Here is a 22,276-nt window from a genome sequence, read left to right as displayed (position 1 = left end):
AATCTAAATTCAATATTTAATTGATATTAGGAGTCTCAGAGGATGTTTGACCTCGACATATTCTCCGGCCAGAGCCACTGCTAAAATACTTGTCCGAAAACGTGTTGGTGATACACTATATGCTATCTATGAATAGCCCATTATTAAAACCTGCCCATAAACTGTTCCAGAACACTCCTCTGAGCTTTCTGCTTGTACTGAGCTTAAGTTTTTCCATTTGGGGACAGGACATCCAAATCAATGAATTTCTCGCTTCAAATGTGCGGGATTATCCTGAGATGTACGATTTTGGGGACTACAATGACTGGATAGAACTGCATAACACTTCAGATTCACCAGTATCGCTAGATGGATACTTCCTGTCGGATAATCTTAACAATCCGCTAAAATGGAGAATACCTGGTGGCGCTTCCATTCCTGCCCAGGGGTATTTGCTGGTTTGGGCAGATGACTATGACGATGGACCAGGTTCTATTTACACACGTGAAACCTGGCCCTATGATGACTATTCCACCCGTCACTACCACACAAACTTCAAACTGAGCAAATCAGGTGAAGAGCTGGTTCTGGCCCAAGCAGATATAACATCTACAACCTCCTTTATTCCCACCGAATCATTTTGGAAGTATCTGGATGATGGTTCCAACCTTGATCCATCCTGGATTGAAAATAATTATGATGATGCCAGCTGGGCTGAGGGTCAGGCAGAACTGGGTTATGGGGATGGGGATGAAAACACCATCGTGGACTATGGTGATGATAGCAATCAGAAGCAGATCACGACTTATTTTCGGAAAACCTTCATTGTAAATGATCCAAATGCCATCAGTAATCTGATAATCCAGATTAAGCGTGATGATGGTGCAGTGGTTTATTTAAATGGGACTGAGATCATCCGATCGAATTTACCCAGTGGGGACATCACCAACGAAACCCTGGCCAGCACGGCAGTGAGTTCTGCTGAAGAAGATGCATTTTATGAATATACTATTTCCACCAATGAGCTTACCGCTGGAGAAAACTGTCTGGCAGTAGAAATACACCAGATAAGTGAAACCAGCTCAGATATAAGTTTTGATCTTGAGCTTGTGGGAATCAACTACTCTGAGGCCAGCATTGTTGATTATGTATCTTTCGATGAACAAGTAACCGATGTTTCCTTCGGACGCCCTTCTGGAGCTATGAGCTGGACCTTTTTCGGAGAACCTACACCAGGGAATACGAACTTAACTCCCCAAAGTGCGGGCACAGATAAAACCACAGCTGTGGCAACTTCAGTCGCCAGCGGCTTTTATAATGGCGCTATCAGCGTGTCCCTGACAACTGCATCTTCCCAGGCTCAAATTCACTACACTCTGGATGGAAGCAGACCAGGCAGTTCGAGTCCACTCTATTCTGGAAGTATCACCATTGATGCTACCACCGTTGTAAAGGCCAGATCATTTGAAGCTGGATTACTACCCGGTGAACTCATGACAGCGTCTTATTTCATTGATGAACAGCATTTTCTGCCCACTATTTCATTGGTTGCTGAACCTCCCACCCTCTGGGATACCGATATTGGTATTTATGAGAACGAGTACAAGCAACGAGAAATCCCTGTATCCATCCACTATTTCCAGCAGGATACTGAGACTGGATTTCGCATTGATGCCGGAGCAAGATTGGGTGGATTGAACATCTGGACCAAACCCCAGAAACCCTTTACTATTTACACACGCGACAGATTTGGTGAGGATCTTATTCCCTATCAGATTTTCAAAACCAAACCCATCTCGGATTTTTCCCGAATCGTTTTCCGAAATGGTGGTGATGACTGGGAAGAAACCCTGCTACGGGATCCCATGACCGGTAGTCTTGTGAAAGGTATGATGGATTGCGGCTATATGGCTTACCAACCCTCCGCCCTTTTTCTGAATGGCGAATATTGGGGGATTTACAATATTCGGGAAAAGTACAATACCCGCTATTTCTTTGAGAATTTTGGAGTTGATCCCGATAATATAGATCATCTTGAATATGGTGCCACACAGGCTGGAACCCGATTGCTCACCATTGAAGGTGACCAGCTCGCCTATAATGATTTCATCTCATTCGTACAAAATAGTGATCTTGACCAGATTACAGTATACAATGAATTGTCAGAGCGAATGAATATTGATGGATTTATTGATCATGTCGTCATGACTTTATACTGTGCCAACACCAGCTGGGGGCATAACCGTGAATGGTGGCGCCCCAGAGGTGGTGACGGAAAATGGCAATGGTTAATTGTGGATGTGGACCGTGGTTTTAATCCATCCAATGTCAATAATAACCTCCTGGACAATCTCTTGAGGGATTATCTTCTGTTTCAATATCTCATGGTCAGCGAACGGTTCAAAGACCGCTTTCTCCAACGGGCTGCCGCACATTTCAACAATACCTTTCTGACTGAGCGAGTTGAAAGAATTGTGGATAGTTTAAGCAATACCATCACTGATGAAATGCCTCGTCATATTGACAGATGGGGATCCCAAGGCGGTATTTCATCCATGACATCCTGGGAAAATGAGACGGAGGCCATCAAGACTTTTGCCCAAAATCGAACAGCGAATCTGTTTGATCATTTCAACAGTCATTTGATCCTGAATGGGACCATCGATATGAATCTGGCAACCTATCCTTCTGAGGGTGGACATATTTTGATAAATGATGTCCCTCAGCTATCTGAAAATAATACGGGAACCTATTTCAGAGATCATCCCCTCCACCTCACTGCCGTTCCCGCGCCAGGATGGGAAGTCGTTGGCTGGTCTGGCATCTCGGATTCCACCAGCATTCTCTACACTTGTGAGACAGATACGAGTTTTATTGCCTTGTTTCAACCGAGTACTGGTAACATTCTACCTGCCCAAATTCAGGAGAATACCACACTCCTGGGTAATCAGACTTACTACGTTTCAGAAAATCTGCAGATTCCTGCGGGACTCACCCTGACCCTGGAGGCTGGTGTAGAGATTCTCATGCCTGAACAGGGACATATCATCGTGGATGGTCACCTCCTCATTAATGGCACAAATGCTTCACCTGTAATTATCTCTCCCAATGTTGAAACAGGAACGCTGCGATGGGGTGGTATCTCCTTCTCCAATGCTACAGATACTTCAAGAATTAACCACCTCTCTCTTTCGGGTGCTTCCAAGGGTGTAGATCCCATCATTCATCGCGGGGCCATTTCTGGGCATAATGCAAATCTGATCATCGATCATCTGGATATTCAGGATGTGTTATTCCCCATCTACATACAAGGTGGTTCCGTCAAATTGTTAAATAGTTCCCTGCGTTGTGAGTTCATCTCTGACTTCATCAATGTCAAACGGGCAGAGGTTCTCATTGACAACTGCACCTTTTATGGTTCTCAGGCGCCTGACACGGACGCTATCGACCTTGATGGGGTTGAGTCAGGGGTTGTATCCAATAACCATATCTACAACTTTGCAGGGCCAAATTCAGATGGCATTGATCTGGGTGAGCGTTGTGTGGGGATTCTCATCACCGATAATCAGATATACCATTCATCAGATAAGGGTATTTCTGTTGGCCAGCATTCCACAACAAGCATAGAGAGAAATTTGATTGTTGGGTGCAAGTGGGGTGTCGCTGTGAAAGACAGTTCCGTCGCGCTGCTCTTAAATAACACCTATGCTAACAATGAAATCAGTCTGGTCTGTTTCGAAAAAAATGTCGGTAATGGTGGAGGTGAAGCCTGGGAAAGGAATAGTATTTATTCCAACAGCTTGATCTCAACACTTTTTGTGGATGCGTTTTCCGCTCAAACAGTAACCTATTCTTTGTCCAATGCTGAATTGATGATGGGAGCAGGCAATTTGTATGACGAGCCCCTGTTTGTTGATCCAGGCCTTTATAATTTTGAATTGACGCCAAATTCACCCTGCATGGATGCGGGCGATCCAGGTGATCCCCTTGATGAGAATGGAAGCCCCAGAGATATGGGCGCTTACTATTCCTTCAACCCTGATGATTACCCTTTCCCAATTCCAGGTAGATATGTTTCATTTCTGAAGATCAATGAATTCCTGGCCAGTAATTCAACCTCCAACGCCGATGAATCAGGTGAATATGATGATTGGATTGAGATTTATAATCCTACTGAAGAAACACTGGATCTTTCCAATTTATATTTAACGGACAATCCCAACAACTTGACCAAATGGCAATTTCCTGAGATGGCTTCCACCATTGAACATGGTGGATTTCTCCTCATCTGGTGTGATGAAGATGGTAGCCAGGGGCCGCTCCACGCCAATTTCAAATTAAGTGCCTCAGGTGAGTTCATTGCCCTGGTTGATTCAAATGGTTTAAGTATCATCGACTCACTTACTTTTGGCGCTCAGATAACTGACATCTCCTGGGGTAGAGTTCCTGATGGTAGTAATAATTGGGCCATGCTATCCCCTACGCCTGGTAACTCAAATCAGTTTCTTGACCTTGTATCGATGCCGTCTATCCCAGAACAGTTCGCCTTGCATCAGAATTATCCCAATCCATTTAATCCAAACACGACCATTCGATATGAATTACCTGAACCAGCTGAAGTTCAAGTTTTGATCTATGATCTTCGAGGCCGATTGATCAGGACTCTGGTCAATGAAACCCAGACCATAGGATACAAAAAGTTGATCTGGGATGGTAGCAATCATCGTAGCAAGCCAGTAAGTGCTGGGGTTTACTTGTGTCATATTGTCGCCGGCGAGTATACCAAAACAATTAAAATGGTATTGCTGAAATAGTTGCGGAAACAACGGGGAAACATATGAAATCAATCAATCCCGCCACAGGCGAGCTTATCCGGAAATATGAGACTCATTCAAATGAGCAAGCGCTGTCAATTGTATCAAAAACCGGAGAAGCCTGGATAGATTGGAAATCCACCGACTTTAGCCTTCGTTCCAAGAAAATGAAACAGGCAGCCTTCATTCTGCGAGAGCAAAATGAAGAATTAGCTCAGCTCATGACCCTTGAAATGGGGAAAGTCATCCATGAAGCCCGGGCTGAAATTGAAAAATGCGCCTGGGTGTGTGAGTTTTATGCAGACAATGCAGAATCCTTTCTCGCCGATGAGATGGTGGAGACAAACGCTTCCAAAAGCTTTGTCAGTTTTGAACCCCTGGGAATTGTTCTGGCAGTCATGCCCTGGAATTTCCCGTTCTGGCAAGTCTTTCGCTTCGCCGCACCCGCCCTCATGGCTGGCAATGCTGCCGTTCTTAAACATGCTTCCAACGTCCCTGGATGCGCACTGGCCATTGAGAATATCTTTATCAAGGCAGGATTTCCAGAAAACCTGTTTAGAGCCTTGATGATATCGGCCAGCCAAGTCGAGTCAGTCATTATGAATCCTCATATCCGAGCAGTCACCCTGACAGGTAGTGAAGCGGCGGGAATGAACGTCGCCGCCATAGCGGGACGAGCCCTCAAGAAAACCGTCCTGGAATTGGGTGGATCTGATCCTTTCATCGTTCTGGAGGATGCAGATATTGATAAATGTGTGACAACAGCCGTCAATGCGCGCATGATCAACAACGGTCAAAGCTGTATTGCTGCCAAAAGGTTTATAGTTGTTGAATCTCGTCTTGAGGAATTTGAAACCAAAAAAGCTGAGATCATGTCAACCCTTCTTGTTGGTGATCCCCTCCTGGCAGACACACAGGTTGGGCCCCTGGCGAGGGCGGATCTCCGCGATGAATTGCATGAACAGGTCAAAGCAAGTCTGGATGATGGTGCCAGACTCCTTCTGGGAGGAAAATCCATTCCTGGACCAGGTTTCTTCTATGAGCCTACGGTAATAAGTGATGTTAGGCGAGGTATGAGTCTATATCACGAGGAGACCTTTGGGCCTGTCTCTGCCATCATCCCCGTGAAAGATGCTGAGCAAGCCATCGAAGTAGCCAATGATTCCGAATTTGGCCTGGGGGGTTCACTCTGGACCAATGATTTGGTCAGGGGTGAGAAGCTTGCGAGGCAAGTCGAGAGTGGAGCAGTCTTTGTGAATGGGATGACTGTTTCTGATCCACGGCTTCCTTTTGGCGGCATCAAGCGTTCAGGCTATGGACGTGAGCTATCACATTTTGGTATCCGTGAGTTCACCAATATCAAATCAATTTGGATTGCATAGCACTTCATACTCATCATTATTCCTATTTAGGTATATCTCATAACTATCTATGTATCAGTGATATACGAATATTAATATCTCTAGATCAGTTTGTTTTTCTAAAAACACAAATTGATAGTATCAAATATTTATGAATGAAGAGAAATACCCCCTTGCTTCATGAGATTTCAGCTATTAAATAAGGCTGTTCTGTTGATTCCACATAATGAAGCACCACTACCATTTGAGGATATCAAACTTGAATGCTCGTCCTTATTAAATTGAGCAAAAATCCATTTGGCTTTGTTTAAGCTGCTCAAACAAGATGCACTTTACACCTGGAGGTTCGATTGTCCACCACTGAGATGACTTCGCAAATGAGAGATTTCGGCGACTCAACTGAATACAAACGGGATCTTGGGCTCATTGAGGCTATCTCCATTGTGATCAGCAGGATTATTGGATCAGGCATTTTTAGAACCCCAGCACCCATTATGGCTCTGGTGGGTTGTACCTCCTTATTTGGTCTTGTCTGGGTCCTTGGTGGCATTGTGACCATCTTTGGGGCAGTCGTCTATGCTGAACTGGCTGCCATGATGCCCCGCTCTGGCGGTCCCTATGTCTATTTGAAAATGGCCTATCACCCCTTCTGGGCTTTTCTCCGTGGCTGGGCCATGTTTTTTGTCTCCGAAACTGCCTCTATTGCTGCTGTGGCCCTCATTTTTGGAGAGTATCTAAATGCCCTCTGGCGAATCGCATCTGGTCAGGCCTTTGGACAGATTACTCTATTTTTTATTGCTCTGTCTACCATATGGTTGCTTACCGTGGTAAATCTTTTTGGTGTTCGACTTAGCGGTAAAATTCAGAACTTCTTTGGTGCTATCAAAGTGGTTGCTGTGGGTGGTATCATCGGTGTGAGTTTTACCAGTTGGTCAACAGGGTCTCTGTCAAATTTTGTCAATCCTCTTTTACCGGAATCCTTCAGTGGGTCCACATTTCTAGCCGTGGGTGCAGGCCTGAGATACGCCTTTTTTGCATTTAGTGGTTGGGAGGGTGCTACATATATCGCCGAAGAAGTGAAGAACCCACGTAAGAATTTACCCCTATCTCTGTTTATCGGAATAGCCGGTGTAATGGTTCTATATATGGGTGCAAACGCTGCCTATCTGTTCCAATTGACACCTGCTCAAATCGCCGACAATAATGAGGTAGCAACAGAAGCCATGAAAGTTGCTCTTGGTGCCACCGGTGGCATTCTAATTTCCGTGGCGGTCATGTTTAATACTTTTGGAAATGTGAGCACTCAAATCCTATGTAAAGCAAGAGCCCTGCAGGCCATGGCGCGAGATGGCATGTTTTTTAAAAAATTTGCTGTACTCAGCAAAAAACATAAAACCCCCAACAATGCTTTGATCGGACAAGGTGTCTGGGCAACCGTACTATTGACTTTTGCCGTGTCTGCAGCGAACTCCTATGAGACGATTATCGATTTTTTCTCAGCCACATCAACTGTATTCAATCTCATGGTATTTGGAGCCATTTTTATTCTCAGAAAGAAATATCCTACTGTTGACAGACCTTACAAGGCCTGGTTATATCCATGGAGTTTGATTATTGTAATTGTCATATACGCCACTTTCTTTGTTATTACACTTATGACGACTCTCATTCCGTCTCTCATAGGTCTGGGTTTGACTAGTCTGGGATCGATTTACTATTACTTTTACATCCACAAGCGAGATAAATTAGTTAGAGAATAATTCTCATGCAGATGTCTGGTCTTTTTAAAATGTGTCTATTAAATATTAAGGTAAAAACCAAAGTTGACTGCTAAAAAAGAACCACTTGATATAAGCGAAAGCGATAGAGCGCAACAGGAGATAGAGCGACTCGCTTTTTTTCCACTTGCCAACCCCATGCCTGTTGTAGAGGTTGATCTAGATGGCGTTCCCAGTTATATAAATCCTGCAGGAATCCAACTCCTTGATAAGATGAATCTGGATATGTCGCAGGTTTCCCAAATATTACCGAAGACGTATAAATCGGACATAAAAACTGCCTCCTCCGATAAGGGCAAAATTCCTTCACGGGAGGTATCATTGGGTGGCTCGCACCTCCTATGGACAGCATTCTTCCTGGAAAACCAAAATCTGTTACACTACTACGCCACGGACATCACCAATCTCAAAAATACTGAGACTGAGCTTATAGCTGCCAAAGAACGGGCCTTAAAGAACGAAGAAGTCAAGACCCTCTTCCTGGCCAATATGAGTCATGAGATCAGAACTCCCATCAATTCAATACTGGGGTTTACTGAGCTGATTGAGGAAAAAGTCAAAGGCAAGATTGATGAAAATTTGGATGTATATTTTGAAACCATTTACATGAGCGGCGAACGCCTTTGGCAAACCGTTCATCACATCCTGGATATTTCCCAAATTGAAACCGGCACTTTTGAATTGAAAACCGAAACCGTTAATCTGGGCAAAATTATAAAAGATCTGGGAGCCTCATTCAAATCCGCAGCCAAGGCTAAGAATTTGGAACTCAACATCAACCTTCCTGATACTGAAATTAACATAATATCTGATGAGTACTGTGCGACACAGGCTATCACCAATCTTATCGACAATGCCATAAAGTATACAAGCTCCGGCCACGTCGACCTGGACACTGAGATTGTTGATGGCTCTGTCATTATCATCATTAAGGATACGGGCATAGGAATGTCCAAAGAGTATCAGGACCACATGTTCAATGTTTTTTCCCAGGAAAGCACTGGCTATACCAAGAATTTTCAAGGTATTGGTCTTGGGTTGGCACTGGCCCACCGCTATCTCTCCCTGATCAATGGAAAGATAACCTTTGAGAGTGAGCGGGAAGTAGGGAGCAAATTTACCGTTTATTTACCCATAGATCCCTCTGTGAAACCGGTAATAGCTGTTGACGAACCAAAACCTATTGATTCTGTGGGTGGGCACTCAGACGCCACTCAGGACACCAGAATGAGCATTCTTGTGGTGGAGGATGACCCTAATTCTCAAAAGCTGGCCAGTTTCACCCTTAGCAAAGACTATGACCTTCATTTTGCAGATTCGGTATCAGATGCTAAAGACGTGCTGAATGCTGAAGAAGTTCAGTTAATTCTATTGGATCTCTCCCTGAGGGGGGATGAAGATGGACTTGATCTCGCCAGATATCTCCGAGGAGAGGATAAGTGGTTAAATATACCCATAATTGCCCTGACTGCCCATGCCTTCACCTCTGATAGGGATAGATGCCTTGATGCAGGTTGCAGCGACTTTATGACCAAACCCTTCCGTTTGGCCGAATTAAAAGAAACCATCCAGCATTTGATATAATTTGGCATTATGAAAACACGCTGGAAACAAACGCTCCTGGTTCGATATTTTGGAATCACCAAAATACCCCTGATATTTTTTGTAAAACCCCAGGTCTTACAGTTGAATCAATCCCAGTGTATGATCAAAATTCCCTTGCGCCGCCGGACCCGAAATCATCTAATGAGTATGTATTTCGGTGTTTTGGCAGTCGGTGCCGATCTGGCTGGTGGTTTATTGGCCATGCAAATGCTTGCCAGAAGTGACCACAAAATCAATCTCGTATTTAAAGATATGCATGCAGATTTTTTAAAAAGAGTTGATGCAGATGCCATTTTCACCTGCACCGATGGTGAAAAAATAGGGTCACTCATTCAAAAGGTCATCGATACGGGTGAGCGTCACCATGAACCAATCAATATTCTAGTGACGGCGCCAGACAAATATGGAGCTGAAATCCTGGCGACTTTCACCCTTACGCTTTCTTTAAAAGTAAAGGATTAATTACTCAGTAGGACCAGCAAGGATTTCCTGAATCTGCTTCCCTGACGATAGGACTTCAATCGCTTTCAAAACAACACGATCATGGGCCAAAGAGGCAGCAATTCGAGCCCCGTTTCCACCTAAAACTCTGGCCATTTCCTTTTCCAGACCAGCCAGAATTTGAAATTTTATTTTATGAAACTCTTCTTGAGCATAAATTTCTTCCAATAGACTCAAAGAATGTTGCAAATCCAGTACATCAGAATAGATAGCACTTGATGTGTCAATGGCATCCTCAAGATCGGTTATCCAGAGATTGAAGTTTGTTTCTGGGATTAATTCATGCTGATCCATCCAGGTATAAAAGCTATCCACCTCAGAATCATCGAAATGAATTGGCATGCTGAGACCTGGATGCTCCTCACCATATTTTAGAGCATATTTAAAGAATAGCCGCTTACGCCACAGAGAGTTCTCAAGATTACTTAAAGGAAAATCTTCTGTGTAAATATCGGGTTCAACACCACCCCCACCTTCGAACTTGCGGTTATTGTCAGAGAGAAAAGAAGTATCCTGAGAAATAAGTAAATCTTCATACAGCACATCCTGAGCGATTTCACGTTTCTGAATAAGGCGACCACTGGGCAGATAGTATTTTGCTGAGGTAAGCTTGAGTCGGGTATCAGGTGACAAGCGGGTTACGGTTTGAACCAAACCTTTGCCAAACGAAGGTTCACCAATCACCACTGCCCTATCATAGTCCTGAAGAATACCCGCGAGTATCTCTGAAGCTGAGGCCGATCCACCATCTATGAGAATGGCTACTGGAAGATCCGTCTTAACGATGGGACGACGACGAGACAGATATTTCTTATTGGACTGATCCACACGTCCCCGGGTTTCCAACAGGGTGGCACCTTGTTCAATAAACAGATCTGCACTCATGAGGGCTGCACTGAGAAGTCCACCGGGGTTACCCCTCACATCTATTATTAGCGCTTCAAGGCCAACTTTGTTCATCTTGCGAATGGCTTTTTCCAGCTCTTCAGCAGAGTACTTTGAAAAATTGGAAAGTTTCACATACCCCGTCCGCTCTCTCAGTAACCCGGAATAACTCACATCTGGAACCTTAATCAATTCTCGAATCAGCTCAAAATTTATATAATCAGTTTCGCCTTCTCTTTTAATGAGAAGATTTATTGTGGACCCCTGCTCTCCCCGTACCATCCGGGCTGCTTCGTTCAGATTCAGCTTTTTGGTCCAGACAGAATCAATTTTTACAATTCGGTCTCCAGCATGAATGCCCTGGAGAAATGCCGGTGTCCCATCCATGGGTGAGATCACAATGAGAGAATCATTCATACGACCAAGATGGATACCCACACCACCATACTCACCAGTTGTTATGGCATCAAGGCGATATGAATTATTATCATCAATATGCTGGGAGTAGGGATCAAGTTCACTCAGCATTCCCTCAATGGCTGCATCTGCAAGCTTATCGGGATCAATCTCGGCAACATAACGATCAAGAATAGTCTGAAATACCTTGGTGATTGAAGCTTCACCCTCCACACGTTCAGAATGTGCCTGGGTATAAATTGTTGCTGCCCATCCAGTGAGCAGAAGCAGTGTCAAAACAGGTAAAAGTGTGGATCGAAATTTCAAACTGTTGCCTCTAATAACTGGTCAACCCGATCAAAGACCTTGCGTTTCAATGTGTCAATGGCCTCGCGTCCATCCAGAAGAAGGAAGCGGTGTGGTTCCGCTTTTACCAATTGCAGATAACCATTTCGGGTTCTTTGCTTAAACTCTTCATTTTCAGCTTCCAAACGATCAAGTTCACGATGGTCCATCCTGTCTTCAGCGGTGTCCAGGGGTGTATCAACCAGAATGGTCAGGTCGGGAGAAAGATCTCCAATAGCCACCTCAGCAACCTTTTGGATGCTCTCAAGTGATAAATCCCTGCCATAGCCCTGATAGGCAATGGTACTGTCCACAAATCGATCCAACAGAACGATTTCGCCCCTTGCCAGGGCCGGGAGGACTTTTTCGGATATGAGTTGGTTTCGACTGGAGAAATAAAGCAGCATCTCAGTGATGGGACTCATTTTAACGTTTTCCCGATCCAGAAGAATATCTCGAATTTTTTCAGAAATTGAAGTCCCACCTGGTTCTCGATATAAATGGACACCATAACCCCGATCCAGGAGTTCATGATACAGCATTTTGCACTGGGTTGATTTCCCAGATCCGTCAATACCTTCGAAACTTATGAGCAGTGGTTTAACAGTTTTCATTTTTTCTTTTTAGCTAATTGGATAAGTATCCAGATATAATCGTAAAAACTTAAGGCTGCCAGGAACCAGGCCAAGAGCACCACAAACAAGTAGGCTCTTTCACCAGGCCAGGACCCTAACAGCGTAAACAGAAACAGGATGCCCATTCTATCCCATCTTAAAAAGTAGAGATGTGGGAGATTAATGGCTGTCAGATCATATTTCATCTGCAAATTTGTAAGCAGATAGAGACCAGTAATTCCAACGAGACCGGCTATACCCGTCCAAAGATGCCCCTCAACCCACATGTGAAGACTTAATGCAAACATAAGTGGCACTTCCTCCACAAAATGTTTAAACCGGCTGCTGGGAGCAGATCTATCAACAAACAGGTGCAACTGAATCTGATCCATGAACAGCCAGATCGCCAGAAAGACTGCTGTCCATAGATACAAGCCCAATACCAGGGCAAACATACTGGATAAACCAACAACATAACGGGTCTTGGTCAGTGTACTGGCTTCAACCTTCCCTTCCTGAACCTTTGTGATGGCAAAGTTGAGGGCTTTCTTTAGAAGGTTTTGAATCCATCTGGGATAATTAAAATCATCTCGTGCATACTCGAAAACTTGGTCTTTGGTCACGCCTTGTTCCCTCCAATCATAATTACTACTTCACCTTTAATGCTACGCGTGTCCAACTGTTCCCTGATCTCTGAGACTGAACCACGAATGAATTCTTCAAATTTTTTTGTTATTTCCCTGCCGATAACAACCTGCCTGTCGCCCATATGCTCTCCAATATCCTTGAGTGTCTTGCCAACACGGTGAGGTGATTCATACAGGATGATGGTTCTGGGATCTTCAGCCAGCATTTTAAACCGGGTTTGACGCCCCTTTTTCCTGGGCAGAAACCCTTCAAAGGTAAATCGATCTGAGGGAAGCCCGGCGGCTACAAGAGCAGCCAGCATAGCCGAAGCACCTGGAATGGGGATCACCTCAATATTTTGAGCAATGGCAGCTCGCACCAGAAAGAATCCAGGATCACTGACCAGGGGTGTCCCAGCATCAGTGATGAGAGCGATATCATCGCCCCCTTCCACTTTCCTCAAAAGACCAGGGGTTGCCTGTTCTTTATTGTGGTCATGATAGGGCAACATGGGGGTCTTTATCTCATAGTGCTTCAGTAAGACCCCTGAAACCCGTGTGTCTTCCGCAGCAATAAGCTGAACCGACTTTAAGACATCAACGGCTCTAAAAGTAAAATCACCGAGATTACCGATGGGTGTAGAGACAATATATATTTTTCCAGCAGGCATAAATGATTCAGCGGGACTTAAAAAAGCCCCGCTAATAATCCAGTTCTATAGATCGAAGGAAATACCCTGAGCCAGCGGTAGGTCCTTACTCCAATTAATGGTATTGGTCTGACGACGCATATAGGCTTTCCAGGCGTCTGAACCTGATTCACGGCCACCGCCAGTTTCCTTTTCACCACCAAAGGCTCCACCAATTTCTGCACCTGAGGTACCAATATTGATATTGGCAATTCCACAATCAGAACCAGTGTGGGATAGGAATCGTTCTGCATGTTGCATATTCATGGTGAACATAGCTGAAGAAAGTCCCTGTGGGACGGCATTGTGCAACTCAATAGCTTCATCAATGGTTTTGAATGGAATGATATACAGGATGGGTGCAAAAGTCTCCGTCTGGATAATTTCCCAATGGTTTTCTCCCAATACTATGGTAGGCTCAACAAAATATCCTGCTCTGTCTTTCAATGCGTTGCCACCGGCAAGAATTCTTCCACCAGCCTTCTTGATTTCACCAATAGCATGCTCATAGTCTTCTACAGCAGCTGCATTCACCAGAGGTCCCATAAGGGTTCCTTCAACCAGTGGATCGCCTATACGGACTTGTTTGTAGGCCTTCACCAGCTTGTCAACAAAGGGTTCCATGATCTCTTCCTGGATGATGATTCGGCGTGTGGAAGTACAGCGCTGTCCAGCAGTTCCCACAGCACCAAAAACAGTAGCCATGATAGCCATATCCTGATTGGCTGTATCATCAATGATGATGGCATTATTACCACCTAATTCAAGAATGGTACTGCCAAAACGTTTTGCAACCACTTCACCCACATGACGACCCATGGGAGTGGATCCTGTGAAGGATACAAGCGGAATACGTTTATCATTGATGAGACGCTCACCAATAACAGAACCGCGACCAATCACCAGATTAAAGATTCCTTTGTAACCATTGTCAGTCAAAACCTTGTTACAGATATTCTGCACTGCGATACCACATAGCGGGGCAGTTGATGATGGTTTCCAGATAGTGGTATCACCAGCAATGGCTGCCAGGAATGAGTTCCAGGCCCAAACAGCGACTGGAAAATTAAAAGCTGAAATGACTCCAACCACGCCCAGCGGATGATACTGATCATACATTCTGTGCTGAAAACGCTCGGAGTGCATGGTGCTGCCATATAGCATGCGGGACTGTCCAACTGCAAAATCGGCAATGTCGATCATTTCCTGAACTTCACCGTCACCCTCCTGCTTTATCTTTCCCATCTCGAGGGAAACCAGGCTACCCAGTGCATCTTTTTTCTCTCTCAGAGCCACACCCATCAAGCGGACCAATTCTCCACGAACTGGGGCTGGAACCTGGCGCCATTCCTTAAAGGCTTCATCGGCTTGAGCAACAACCTGCTCATAGGCTTCTTCCGTGCACTGATACACATTGGCAATAACTTCACCAGTGGCTGGGTTGCGAGATTTGAGGACATCGTCCCCGCCAGTCGCCAACCATTCACCGGCTCCTACACAGGCACCAGCGTTAAATTCTTCAATTCCTAATTCTTTTAAGAAATCCATAATTACCTCTTTACTTATCTATTAATTTTATAAAGTTTAATGTCCTGTTATTCATTCGGTCTAGCTTCTGACAATCTCCTCTGAGAATTCAATACCCAGAGATTTTAATTCCAAAAGAACGGGTTCGTAAATGATGGGATCAACTGGAATTTGCACGCCTGTCAGGTTAATCTTTCCTTCAAGAATGAGCCTGGCTGCAATGGCTAGAGGCAATGATACGGTACGGGCCATGGAGCTATTCCCATTGGGAATCCCATAATCAAACAGGGTTGATATTATTTCCTCACGATGATCAGGAAAAGTTACTTTAAATCTGTGCTGGAGGGCTATCATGTCTCTTTCACCAGATTCATAGGCCATTTTTTGATTCATGAGATCAGCGAGTATATCAATTGATGTGGTTGCTGGAAAATCAACATGCTTCGTATCGAAAAGCCCCAACCAATCTAGTGCTTTGATTGTCTTATCATCCTCTGTCATCTCAAGTTTAGAAGCAACCGCTGACCGGAGTTTAGATTCATCTAAACCACTTACCATCGCCAGCATTCCAGCATAACTACTTGTCTCTGCTGGGACGGATGTCTCTGTCAACAGGTTTAATGCCTTCAAGGCCAGGACCAGTTTATGCCAGCCTGCATAGCGTAAGGTCCCGCGCATAAGCAGATCAATTCCCTCCAGCCCATAAATCTCCTCATAGGCAGTGGAGTCTCGATTTGGGTATGCTTCAAAATTTTGTCCATCAATTTCCATGGGAGCTGTTGAATTGAACAAGTCCTTGGCACTGATTTTCTTCAAAGTTCCATGGTCGATGTACTGGGCAGGATTATTGCCTGCCAGGAGGACACCTTTGGGGCTCCATGAAAATTTGTATCCAAAGGGATTAGTATTGGCTTCAGGTGCAGGCAGACCGCCACAAACAGAAACGAATTCATCAATCTTCCCTCCCCGCTTCTGCACGGAATGGATAATCTGCATGGCTGACATGTGGTCAATACCAGGATCCAGTCCCATTTCACACAGGAACAGCAGGTTTTTTTCGCGAACTTGTGCATCAAAGGATTTCATTTCCTCCGAAACATACGATGCGTTGACCATATGTTTGTCAGCTTTAAGACAATGCTTGGCTACAATGCCATGAAGTGCGTATGGCAAAAGTGATACAACCAGGTCCGATTCTGCTACTAACTGGCCCAGAGTATCCTCATTATTGACATCCAGCCCAGCTGATTTTCCTCTAGGGTGATTATCAATGGCTTGAGCAGCATTTTCTTCAATGATATCGGCTACAGTAAGAAAGAAATCTGTTTTCTTAAATAAGTAATCAATAATTGGCTGAGATACAAGCCCAGCCCCCAGAATAAGTACGTGTTTGCTCATCGAGTTCAGTTAGGCCTTTAAATATTTTTTCAACATTTCATAGTCAGGGGTCAATTTTCCAGCATGAGCAATCACAGCTCTTTTCACTGGGGGTGGAAGATTAAGGCTTTCAAAGGGCTTGGAGTAGTCACATACACCCATTGCATACACAAAAGGGATAAGTGCTTCACCAAAGGCTTCAGAGGCTTCACGGGGCAATTCTGTAGGCAAATTGTCCACTGCCATCACCACAGGTCCCTCACCTTCAAAACCCATTATTTTTTCACCTGTGTGAATATCATGAATATAGACTGGATCTGGACTCAGGGTGGAACCTGTATTGAATTGAATAGCTCCATCAATATCGCAGGTAATATCACCCACGACCATGAGGGTTTTATGGGACTCATAATGGGCTTTAATATCATCAAGTGTGACAAGTCTCGGATATGGGGTATCCCAGTAAATGCAATTTACCAGCATATTCATTTTTTTTAAGTATGGTTGAAATTTTGCCTGATATTTTTCAGGATGATCGAAGTAATCCTGAAGTTCAAATTCAGTTTTGGAATCAATGGGTTCAAACATGTCCTGTTCTTTAAAGACAACTTTGATGAGCTGTCCATGAAATGCATCCAAATCTGCGGCAAGCAGTTCCTCAGCACTCATTTCATGCACGGGTAGATTGGCCAGGATTTCCTGTGCACCACCAGAGACATTGCCATAACCGGTCACACCGATTACAAGTGCAGGTTTGTCTGCCATCCAGCGACTTATTTCTGATCCTAAAATTTGAAGTGAAAGGTTGATCTCTTCAAGATTGGCATAATCTTGAGCCTGCTTGATCTGAAGAAAAGGACTTGAAGTCCCCAATACCTTCAGACGTTGTCCATAGGCCCAGAGGGTATTCACCATCCCAGCTAATCCCGCATGACGACCAAAAAATACCAGTCGACGGTCGCTGTCATCTCGAATGAGTTCATAGTCCAGCAGGGTTGCACCAGTATCAAGGATGTGCTGCAGCATGGGCATGTTATAATCTTGCCCCTTTATAGTATGTGAGAAATAAAGATAGGCTTGGTTGCTACGAATATCTTTCACATCAATTTCTTTTACCGCCATAACCAGATTTGCATCTGCCAAATCCTGGGACATGGGGATATCTGATGTTAGAAATTCCTCATCCCGAAATATCCTCTGTTCAGAGGGCATTACTGTGATAGCAAGGTCAGGATGATCCTTGAGTAATTGTGAGATTTGCACAGGGGTGAGAGGTATTCGACCTTCCCCTGGTTTGTGCTCAGCTATGATTCCAATCTTAACAGCCATCAGCGCAATTTCCCTATCTTTATGAGTCCAAATGAAATGAAGCTCTGCAATATAGTTTAGGGTGCTTGCGACTCAAGGTTTATGCTGTAAAAAGTGGGGATTAGACTAAGAAATTAGGATCAATTTTATCAAAAATTTATTGCAGATTATCTCTCAATAAATATTTAAACTAAATCATTATTTATTAAATATTTACCGACATAAATGAAGACTGATTTGAGTTATCTGATCCAGCCGATGAGACTTTCACTCTGTCTGGGTGATTGTGTCAGATTAATTTCTGTCTTGGAAATCAAATCCGTCACGAAAATATCAAACTGTGGACTCCCCTCAGGGACCGGGCGAATGGTAGCCAGAAATTTGGAATCGCTGGTTAAAGCACCCTGTCTTGATTTAGAGCGATAAATCTCTCTGGTCTTTCTGGATTCAGGATTGTATAAGGCGTAGATCCGATTCCCATTCTGATCTTTATCTCTGAATGAAAAAAGTATTTCTCCAAGACTTGTCCATTGTTCCAGATAGACAAATTGATCCACAAAATGCTTGTCACTACTACCAGACTCCAGATTAAGAATTACGGATTTAACTGGTTCAGTGGTGTATCCCATATCATCAGTTTGTGGTATATTGCGATAAATCAATGCGTCGCCAGTGGGATTGATGAGAGGCCAGATATGAGACGATACCCCTTGATTGTCGCTAATTTTTATAATTTCCTCGCTACTGATCCGGTAGATATTCGAGGAGCCGTCATTAGATATCGAAGTCTGCTCAGGCATGGACATGTATACCGATTGATTATCCTTAAATACTGGCCATGCTCCCCCTCTTACTGTCATCACCTCAAGGTCATGGGCCTGCCATTTATTATCGAGCTTTTGAATGGGTCCTAAAATGTGTATCGTCTTCTGATTGCGGCCATTATCCACCACAAAGGTTATGTATTTCCCATCATAGCTAACTGAGGGAGTAAGAATGATTACATTTCCAGAGGCACAAGTGAAAATGACATTACTAGATGCTGCATCCCTCACATAAATCGCGTCCTTCCCATCTGATTCGTTGATATAGGCAATGGCACCCATTTCTGTCATCATACCATTCGCTTCTGGGGGAATGGCTTGCAGGGAAGCAAAACTCACCAGGATGAGAAGCAATAGATAGGTTCGTTTTTGGAGCGATCTAAATATGTCTATCAAAACTGAATTCCTTACCTGGGTTTCGGATGAACGCTAATGAGATTGACAACATACCTATCTCTGTGCCAACAACAAACCTTCTTTTTGATGAATCCATGACAGTCTCCTGTGTCCGCTCAGGTCAACTGTAGCAAAAGATGAAATTGGATATATCCCCAGGGGCAAGCCTTAGCCTACTTCCGTCGTATTCGCTTGTTAATATTTATTTTAACCCATTCATCTGTCATCTGCTCCAGGAGTTCAGGCTTGGACTCAGGATTGGGATATTTTCCACTGGCAATTCGTTGTCGACATGCTTCAAAGAGAACCACTGCCGTTGCCACTGATACATTTAAACTTTCAACCATGCCAAACATGGGGATGACTATGTTGGCATCGGCGAGTTTGGTCATTTCCGAAGATACCCCGCGATTTTCATTGCCCAGAATCACAGCCGAGGGTTGAGTCCAGTCAATATCATGGATGGAAACTGCATCTACGCTAAGATGGGTTGTATAAATTTTGAAACCCCTTTGCTTTAAATCTGTGGCCAATTTCTGTGGATCCCGATATTTATTTTGTTTGACCCATTTCCCCCCTCCTGCTGTCACCTTGGGGTGGAGTGCTGGGAAACTCTCTTTTGTATAGAGCAGTTGAACTTCATCAATCCCCACAGCATCGGCAGATCTGAAAATAGCGGCTACATTGTGGGGATCATGAATGTTTTCGAGAATGACGGTTAAGTCAAACTGACGGTTACTGACCACTCGTTTGATGGTATCCAGGCGTTTTGCAGTGATAGTCCCTACAATTTCTCCGGAAGGTGAGTTGGATTTCAATATGGGCGGCTTAAAATTTTACAGCAGTTCCAAAGGCCATGACCTCAGCAGTTCCCTGCATAATCATGGCAGTTGAAAAACGTACACCAACCACAGCATCAGCTCCCATTTCATTGGCCTTTTGGAGCATGCGTTCAATGGCTTGGTTGCGTGCATGAGCCATCATTTCCGTATATTCTGGAACTTCACCACCCACCAGGGTTCTCAGACCGGCAATAATATCTCTACCAATATTGCGAGCTCTGATGGTACTGCCCATTGCCACGCCGATATGTTTGGATATTTGCTTCCCCGCAACGGTCTCTGTTGTATACCATGCTACCATTTTTCTCTCCTGAATTTTTCAGTTTTACGCATCTCAATGCGCTGAATAATGACATAAATTAAGGTTGCCACAATCACGAGAATAAAACCTGTGACCAATAAGCGTTCAAAAGTTGAGATCATCTCTCCCTGCCATAAATCCAGGGCAATACTATACAAACCTATACTAGACCCGATGATCATGACGGCAACAATGATCCTGGGGAGAAAATTTGAATCAGATTGATCAGCTATGTTATTCTTCATCAGGTTCACCCAAGGCCTTTAGAAGTTTTAATGTATAAATACCGGAATCATGGCGATCTGCCCATGTGAATTGTATGGCATAGTGTCCTACCCAACGAAATGATTGCAGCTCATAGGTGTTTGCTGTTTTCAGCATGGGCAGGCCAAAGGTCTTATGTCCAAAGAGATCACTTTCACCTGAGCAATTTGCACAGGGACAGGCATCTCTGAGTTTGCGATAATCTATCAGTGCTTCATCCCCATCATCCCAGCGAATAGCAACCCCGACGGGAAGTTGGATCAGTTCTAGAATTTTCATGTTCTTAAATCCTTTCGGCGCAAATATAAGCGTTTCAAGCGGGACAGAAATAAATATCGATACGAGTCTGGAAACAGGACATTCCGGTTCTGAGACTTTTTAAGCCTGTTTCTCGCCGTGATAGTACAAAAAAAGCCTCGGATTGTTCCGAGGCTTTTTCTCAGATGTTTGAGTACTTATTCTGAATGTTTCTCAATATAGGCAGCTTCTCGTTTGCCTTCTTCCTCATCTACAAATTTGAAGAGGATAGCTCCAATGACAAACAACAATACAACAGATCCAATACCCCATCGAGACGCAATTTGACCAATGGCCATCTGCTGTTCTGGAGTATTTGCTAATGGACCGAGAGTTCCCTTAATGGTTAAACCCACCACACCGATGAGGAGGGGACCAAGGATTGCTGCAAATTTTCCCAACATGTTATAGAATCCGTAAAATTCGCCTTCCTGTCCCTTGGGAATCAGTCTGGAGTAGTAAGAACGACTCAAAGCCTGAATACCCCCCTGAACCAGTCCAATTGCGATGGCAAGGGCATAGAATTCGATTGGTTTGGTCATGAGGACACCATAAAAGGTGATAATAATGTATGCGAATATTGCCAGATATATGGATTTTCTAACACCCCATTTTTCACCAAGTCTTCCAAAAACTATGGCTGCTGGGAATCCCACGAATTGAGTAATTAGGAGAGCAATTATAAGGTCATTTGACTCAAAGCCAATTGACATGCCATAGTCTACAGCCATTCTGATAATGGTATCTACACCATCGATATAGAACCAGTAGGCTAACAAGAATATTGATACGGTCTGGAGGTGTCTGATTTTTTTCCAAGTGTCCAGATATTGTTTGAAGCCAGCCTTAACCGTGTCCATCACACCCAGGTTATTCTCAATCTTCTCTTCCTCCACCCAAAAGATGGTGAATAGGGTGAAAAGTCCCCACCAGATTGCCACGGACAGGAATGATATTCGTACTGCCTGAGCTGGTCCGTCAAGTCCAAAGGTATCAGGAAAAAGTGTCATGGCTACGTTCAAGGCAAACAATACTCCTCCTCCGAGATACCCCATGCCAAAACCCAGACCTGAAACTCTGTCAATATTTTTCTCAGAGGTAACACTGGGCAGGAGTGCATCATAAAATATGTTCGCACCAGAAAAGCCGATAATACCCATTACATACACGAAAATTGCCATTTGCCAATTCCCTTCCTGTACCAGGAAAAGTCCGGCGGTCATGAGGGCACCCAGATAGGCAAAAAAGATAAGGAATTTTTTCTTGGCGGAACCCTTGTCAGCAATGGCACCCAATATGGGAGCCATTAAGGCAACAATGAGACTGGCTATAGAGTTAGCGGCACCTAATTGGGCTGTACTGACATTTACATCTGCGCCTGCACTCCAATAACTTTTAAAAAATATTGGGAAAAATCCAGCCATGACTGTGGTGGCAAATGCTGAATTTGCCCAGTCATACATTGCCCAACCCCAGATACCTTTTCTGGTTTTATCCATGAGTTATCCTCCTGTGTACCAATACAGCTCTAGCTGTAATGGTTATCG

General features: G+C 44.1%; 18 protein-coding genes. 5 read left to right on the top strand and 13 right to left on the bottom strand.

Annotation, left to right across the window (positions count from 1 at the left end):
* Positions 1-128: 128 nt before the first annotated feature.
* The 5 genes from ISR87_01900 (at position 129) to ISR87_01880 (ending at position 9,999) form a co-directional block, all read left to right on the top strand.
* Positions 129-4,793, top strand: coding sequence for a CotH kinase family protein (locus ISR87_01900; GenBank protein MBL7024182.1), 4,665 nt, complete (start codon positions 129-131; stop codon positions 4,791-4,793).
* Between the two features lie 23 nt (positions 4,794-4,816).
* A complete protein-coding gene (locus ISR87_01895; protein MBL7024181.1) occupies positions 4,817-6,175 on the top strand; it encodes an NAD-dependent succinate-semialdehyde dehydrogenase in 1,359 nt (452 codons plus the stop codon).
* A 356-nt stretch (positions 6,176-6,531) separates the two neighbouring features.
* Complete coding sequence (locus ISR87_01890) at positions 6,532-7,914, top strand: amino acid permease (protein ID MBL7024180.1); 1,383 nt, start codon at positions 6,532-6,534, stop codon at positions 7,912-7,914.
* A 63-nt stretch (positions 7,915-7,977) separates the two neighbouring features.
* Positions 7,978-9,516 carry a response regulator gene (locus ISR87_01885; protein MBL7024179.1) on the top strand — a complete coding sequence of 513 codons (1,539 nt, stop codon included), beginning with the start codon at positions 7,978-7,980 and terminating at the stop codon, positions 9,514-9,516.
* Positions 9,517-9,525: 9 nt separating this feature from the next.
* Entirely contained in the window at positions 9,526-9,999 is a 474-nt protein-coding gene (locus tag ISR87_01880) for a DUF4442 domain-containing protein (GenBank protein ID MBL7024178.1), read from the top strand.
* Here ISR87_01880 and ISR87_01875 read toward each other — a convergent pair whose 3' ends face one another.
* From ISR87_01875 to ISR87_01815, 13 genes are all read right to left on the bottom strand, one after another.
* The gene (locus tag ISR87_01875; protein ID MBL7024177.1) at positions 10,000-11,646 is read right to left on the bottom strand and encodes a S41 family peptidase; all 1,647 of its coding nucleotides are present in this window, start codon (positions 11,644-11,646) and stop codon (positions 10,000-10,002) included.
* On the bottom strand, positions 11,643-12,278 hold the full coding sequence (locus ISR87_01870) for a dTMP kinase (protein MBL7024176.1): 636 nt from the start codon (positions 12,276-12,278) through the stop codon (positions 11,643-11,645). The genes ISR87_01875 and ISR87_01870 overlap by 4 nt, the downstream gene beginning before the upstream one ends.
* Positions 12,275-12,901 (bottom strand): hypothetical protein, encoded by a 627-nt coding sequence (locus ISR87_01865; GenBank protein MBL7024175.1) that lies wholly within the window; start codon positions 12,899-12,901, stop codon positions 12,275-12,277. Before ISR87_01865 ends, ISR87_01870 begins: the two co-directional genes overlap by 4 nt.
* Positions 12,898-13,575: a 16S rRNA (cytidine(1402)-2'-O)-methyltransferase gene (gene rsmI, locus ISR87_01860; GenBank protein ID MBL7024174.1), complete on the bottom strand. Its 678-nt coding sequence runs from the start codon at positions 13,573-13,575 to the stop codon at positions 12,898-12,900. The genes ISR87_01865 and rsmI overlap by 4 nt, the downstream gene beginning before the upstream one ends.
* Before the next feature lie 45 nt (positions 13,576-13,620).
* Positions 13,621-15,141, bottom strand: a complete 1,521-nt coding sequence (locus ISR87_01855) for an aldehyde dehydrogenase family protein (GenBank protein ID MBL7024173.1) — start codon at positions 15,139-15,141, stop codon at positions 13,621-13,623.
* Between the two features lie 60 nt (positions 15,142-15,201).
* Positions 15,202-16,518, bottom strand: a complete 1,317-nt coding sequence (locus ISR87_01850; protein ID MBL7024172.1) for a saccharopine dehydrogenase NADP-binding domain-containing protein — start codon at positions 16,516-16,518, stop codon at positions 15,202-15,204.
* Positions 16,519-16,527: 9 nt separating this feature from the next.
* A complete protein-coding gene (locus ISR87_01845; protein MBL7024171.1) occupies positions 16,528-17,826 on the bottom strand; it encodes a hypothetical protein in 1,299 nt (432 codons plus the stop codon).
* Between the two features lie 221 nt (positions 17,827-18,047).
* On the bottom strand, positions 18,048-19,025 hold the full coding sequence (locus ISR87_01840) for a hypothetical protein (GenBank protein MBL7024170.1): 978 nt from the start codon (positions 19,023-19,025) through the stop codon (positions 18,048-18,050).
* A gap of 173 nt (positions 19,026-19,198) precedes the next feature.
* The gene (locus ISR87_01835) at positions 19,199-19,816 is read right to left on the bottom strand and encodes an RNA methyltransferase (protein MBL7024169.1); all 618 of its coding nucleotides are present in this window, start codon (positions 19,814-19,816) and stop codon (positions 19,199-19,201) included.
* Between the two features lie 37 nt (positions 19,817-19,853).
* Complete coding sequence (locus ISR87_01830; protein MBL7024168.1) at positions 19,854-20,168, bottom strand: YbjQ family protein; 315 nt, start codon at positions 20,166-20,168, stop codon at positions 19,854-19,856.
* Positions 20,162-20,413, bottom strand: coding sequence for a hypothetical protein (locus ISR87_01825; GenBank protein MBL7024167.1), 252 nt, complete (start codon positions 20,411-20,413; stop codon positions 20,162-20,164). The genes ISR87_01830 and ISR87_01825 overlap by 7 nt, the downstream gene beginning before the upstream one ends.
* Complete coding sequence (locus ISR87_01820) at positions 20,403-20,711, bottom strand: DUF971 domain-containing protein (GenBank protein ID MBL7024166.1); 309 nt, start codon at positions 20,709-20,711, stop codon at positions 20,403-20,405. Before ISR87_01820 ends, ISR87_01825 begins: the two co-directional genes overlap by 11 nt.
* Positions 20,712-20,887: 176 nt before the next feature.
* Positions 20,888-22,228 (bottom strand): MFS transporter, encoded by a 1,341-nt coding sequence (locus ISR87_01815; protein ID MBL7024165.1) that lies wholly within the window; start codon positions 22,226-22,228, stop codon positions 20,888-20,890.
* Positions 22,229-22,276: the final 48 nt, after the last annotated feature.

It is taken from the genome of Candidatus Neomarinimicrobiota bacterium (assembly GCA_016784545.1).
Classification (GTDB): Bacteria; Fidelibacterota; UBA8477; order UBA8477; family JABMPR01; genus JABMPR01.
Note: the sequence above shows the minus strand (reverse complement) of the source record. Positions and strands in the feature narration are given on the sequence as shown.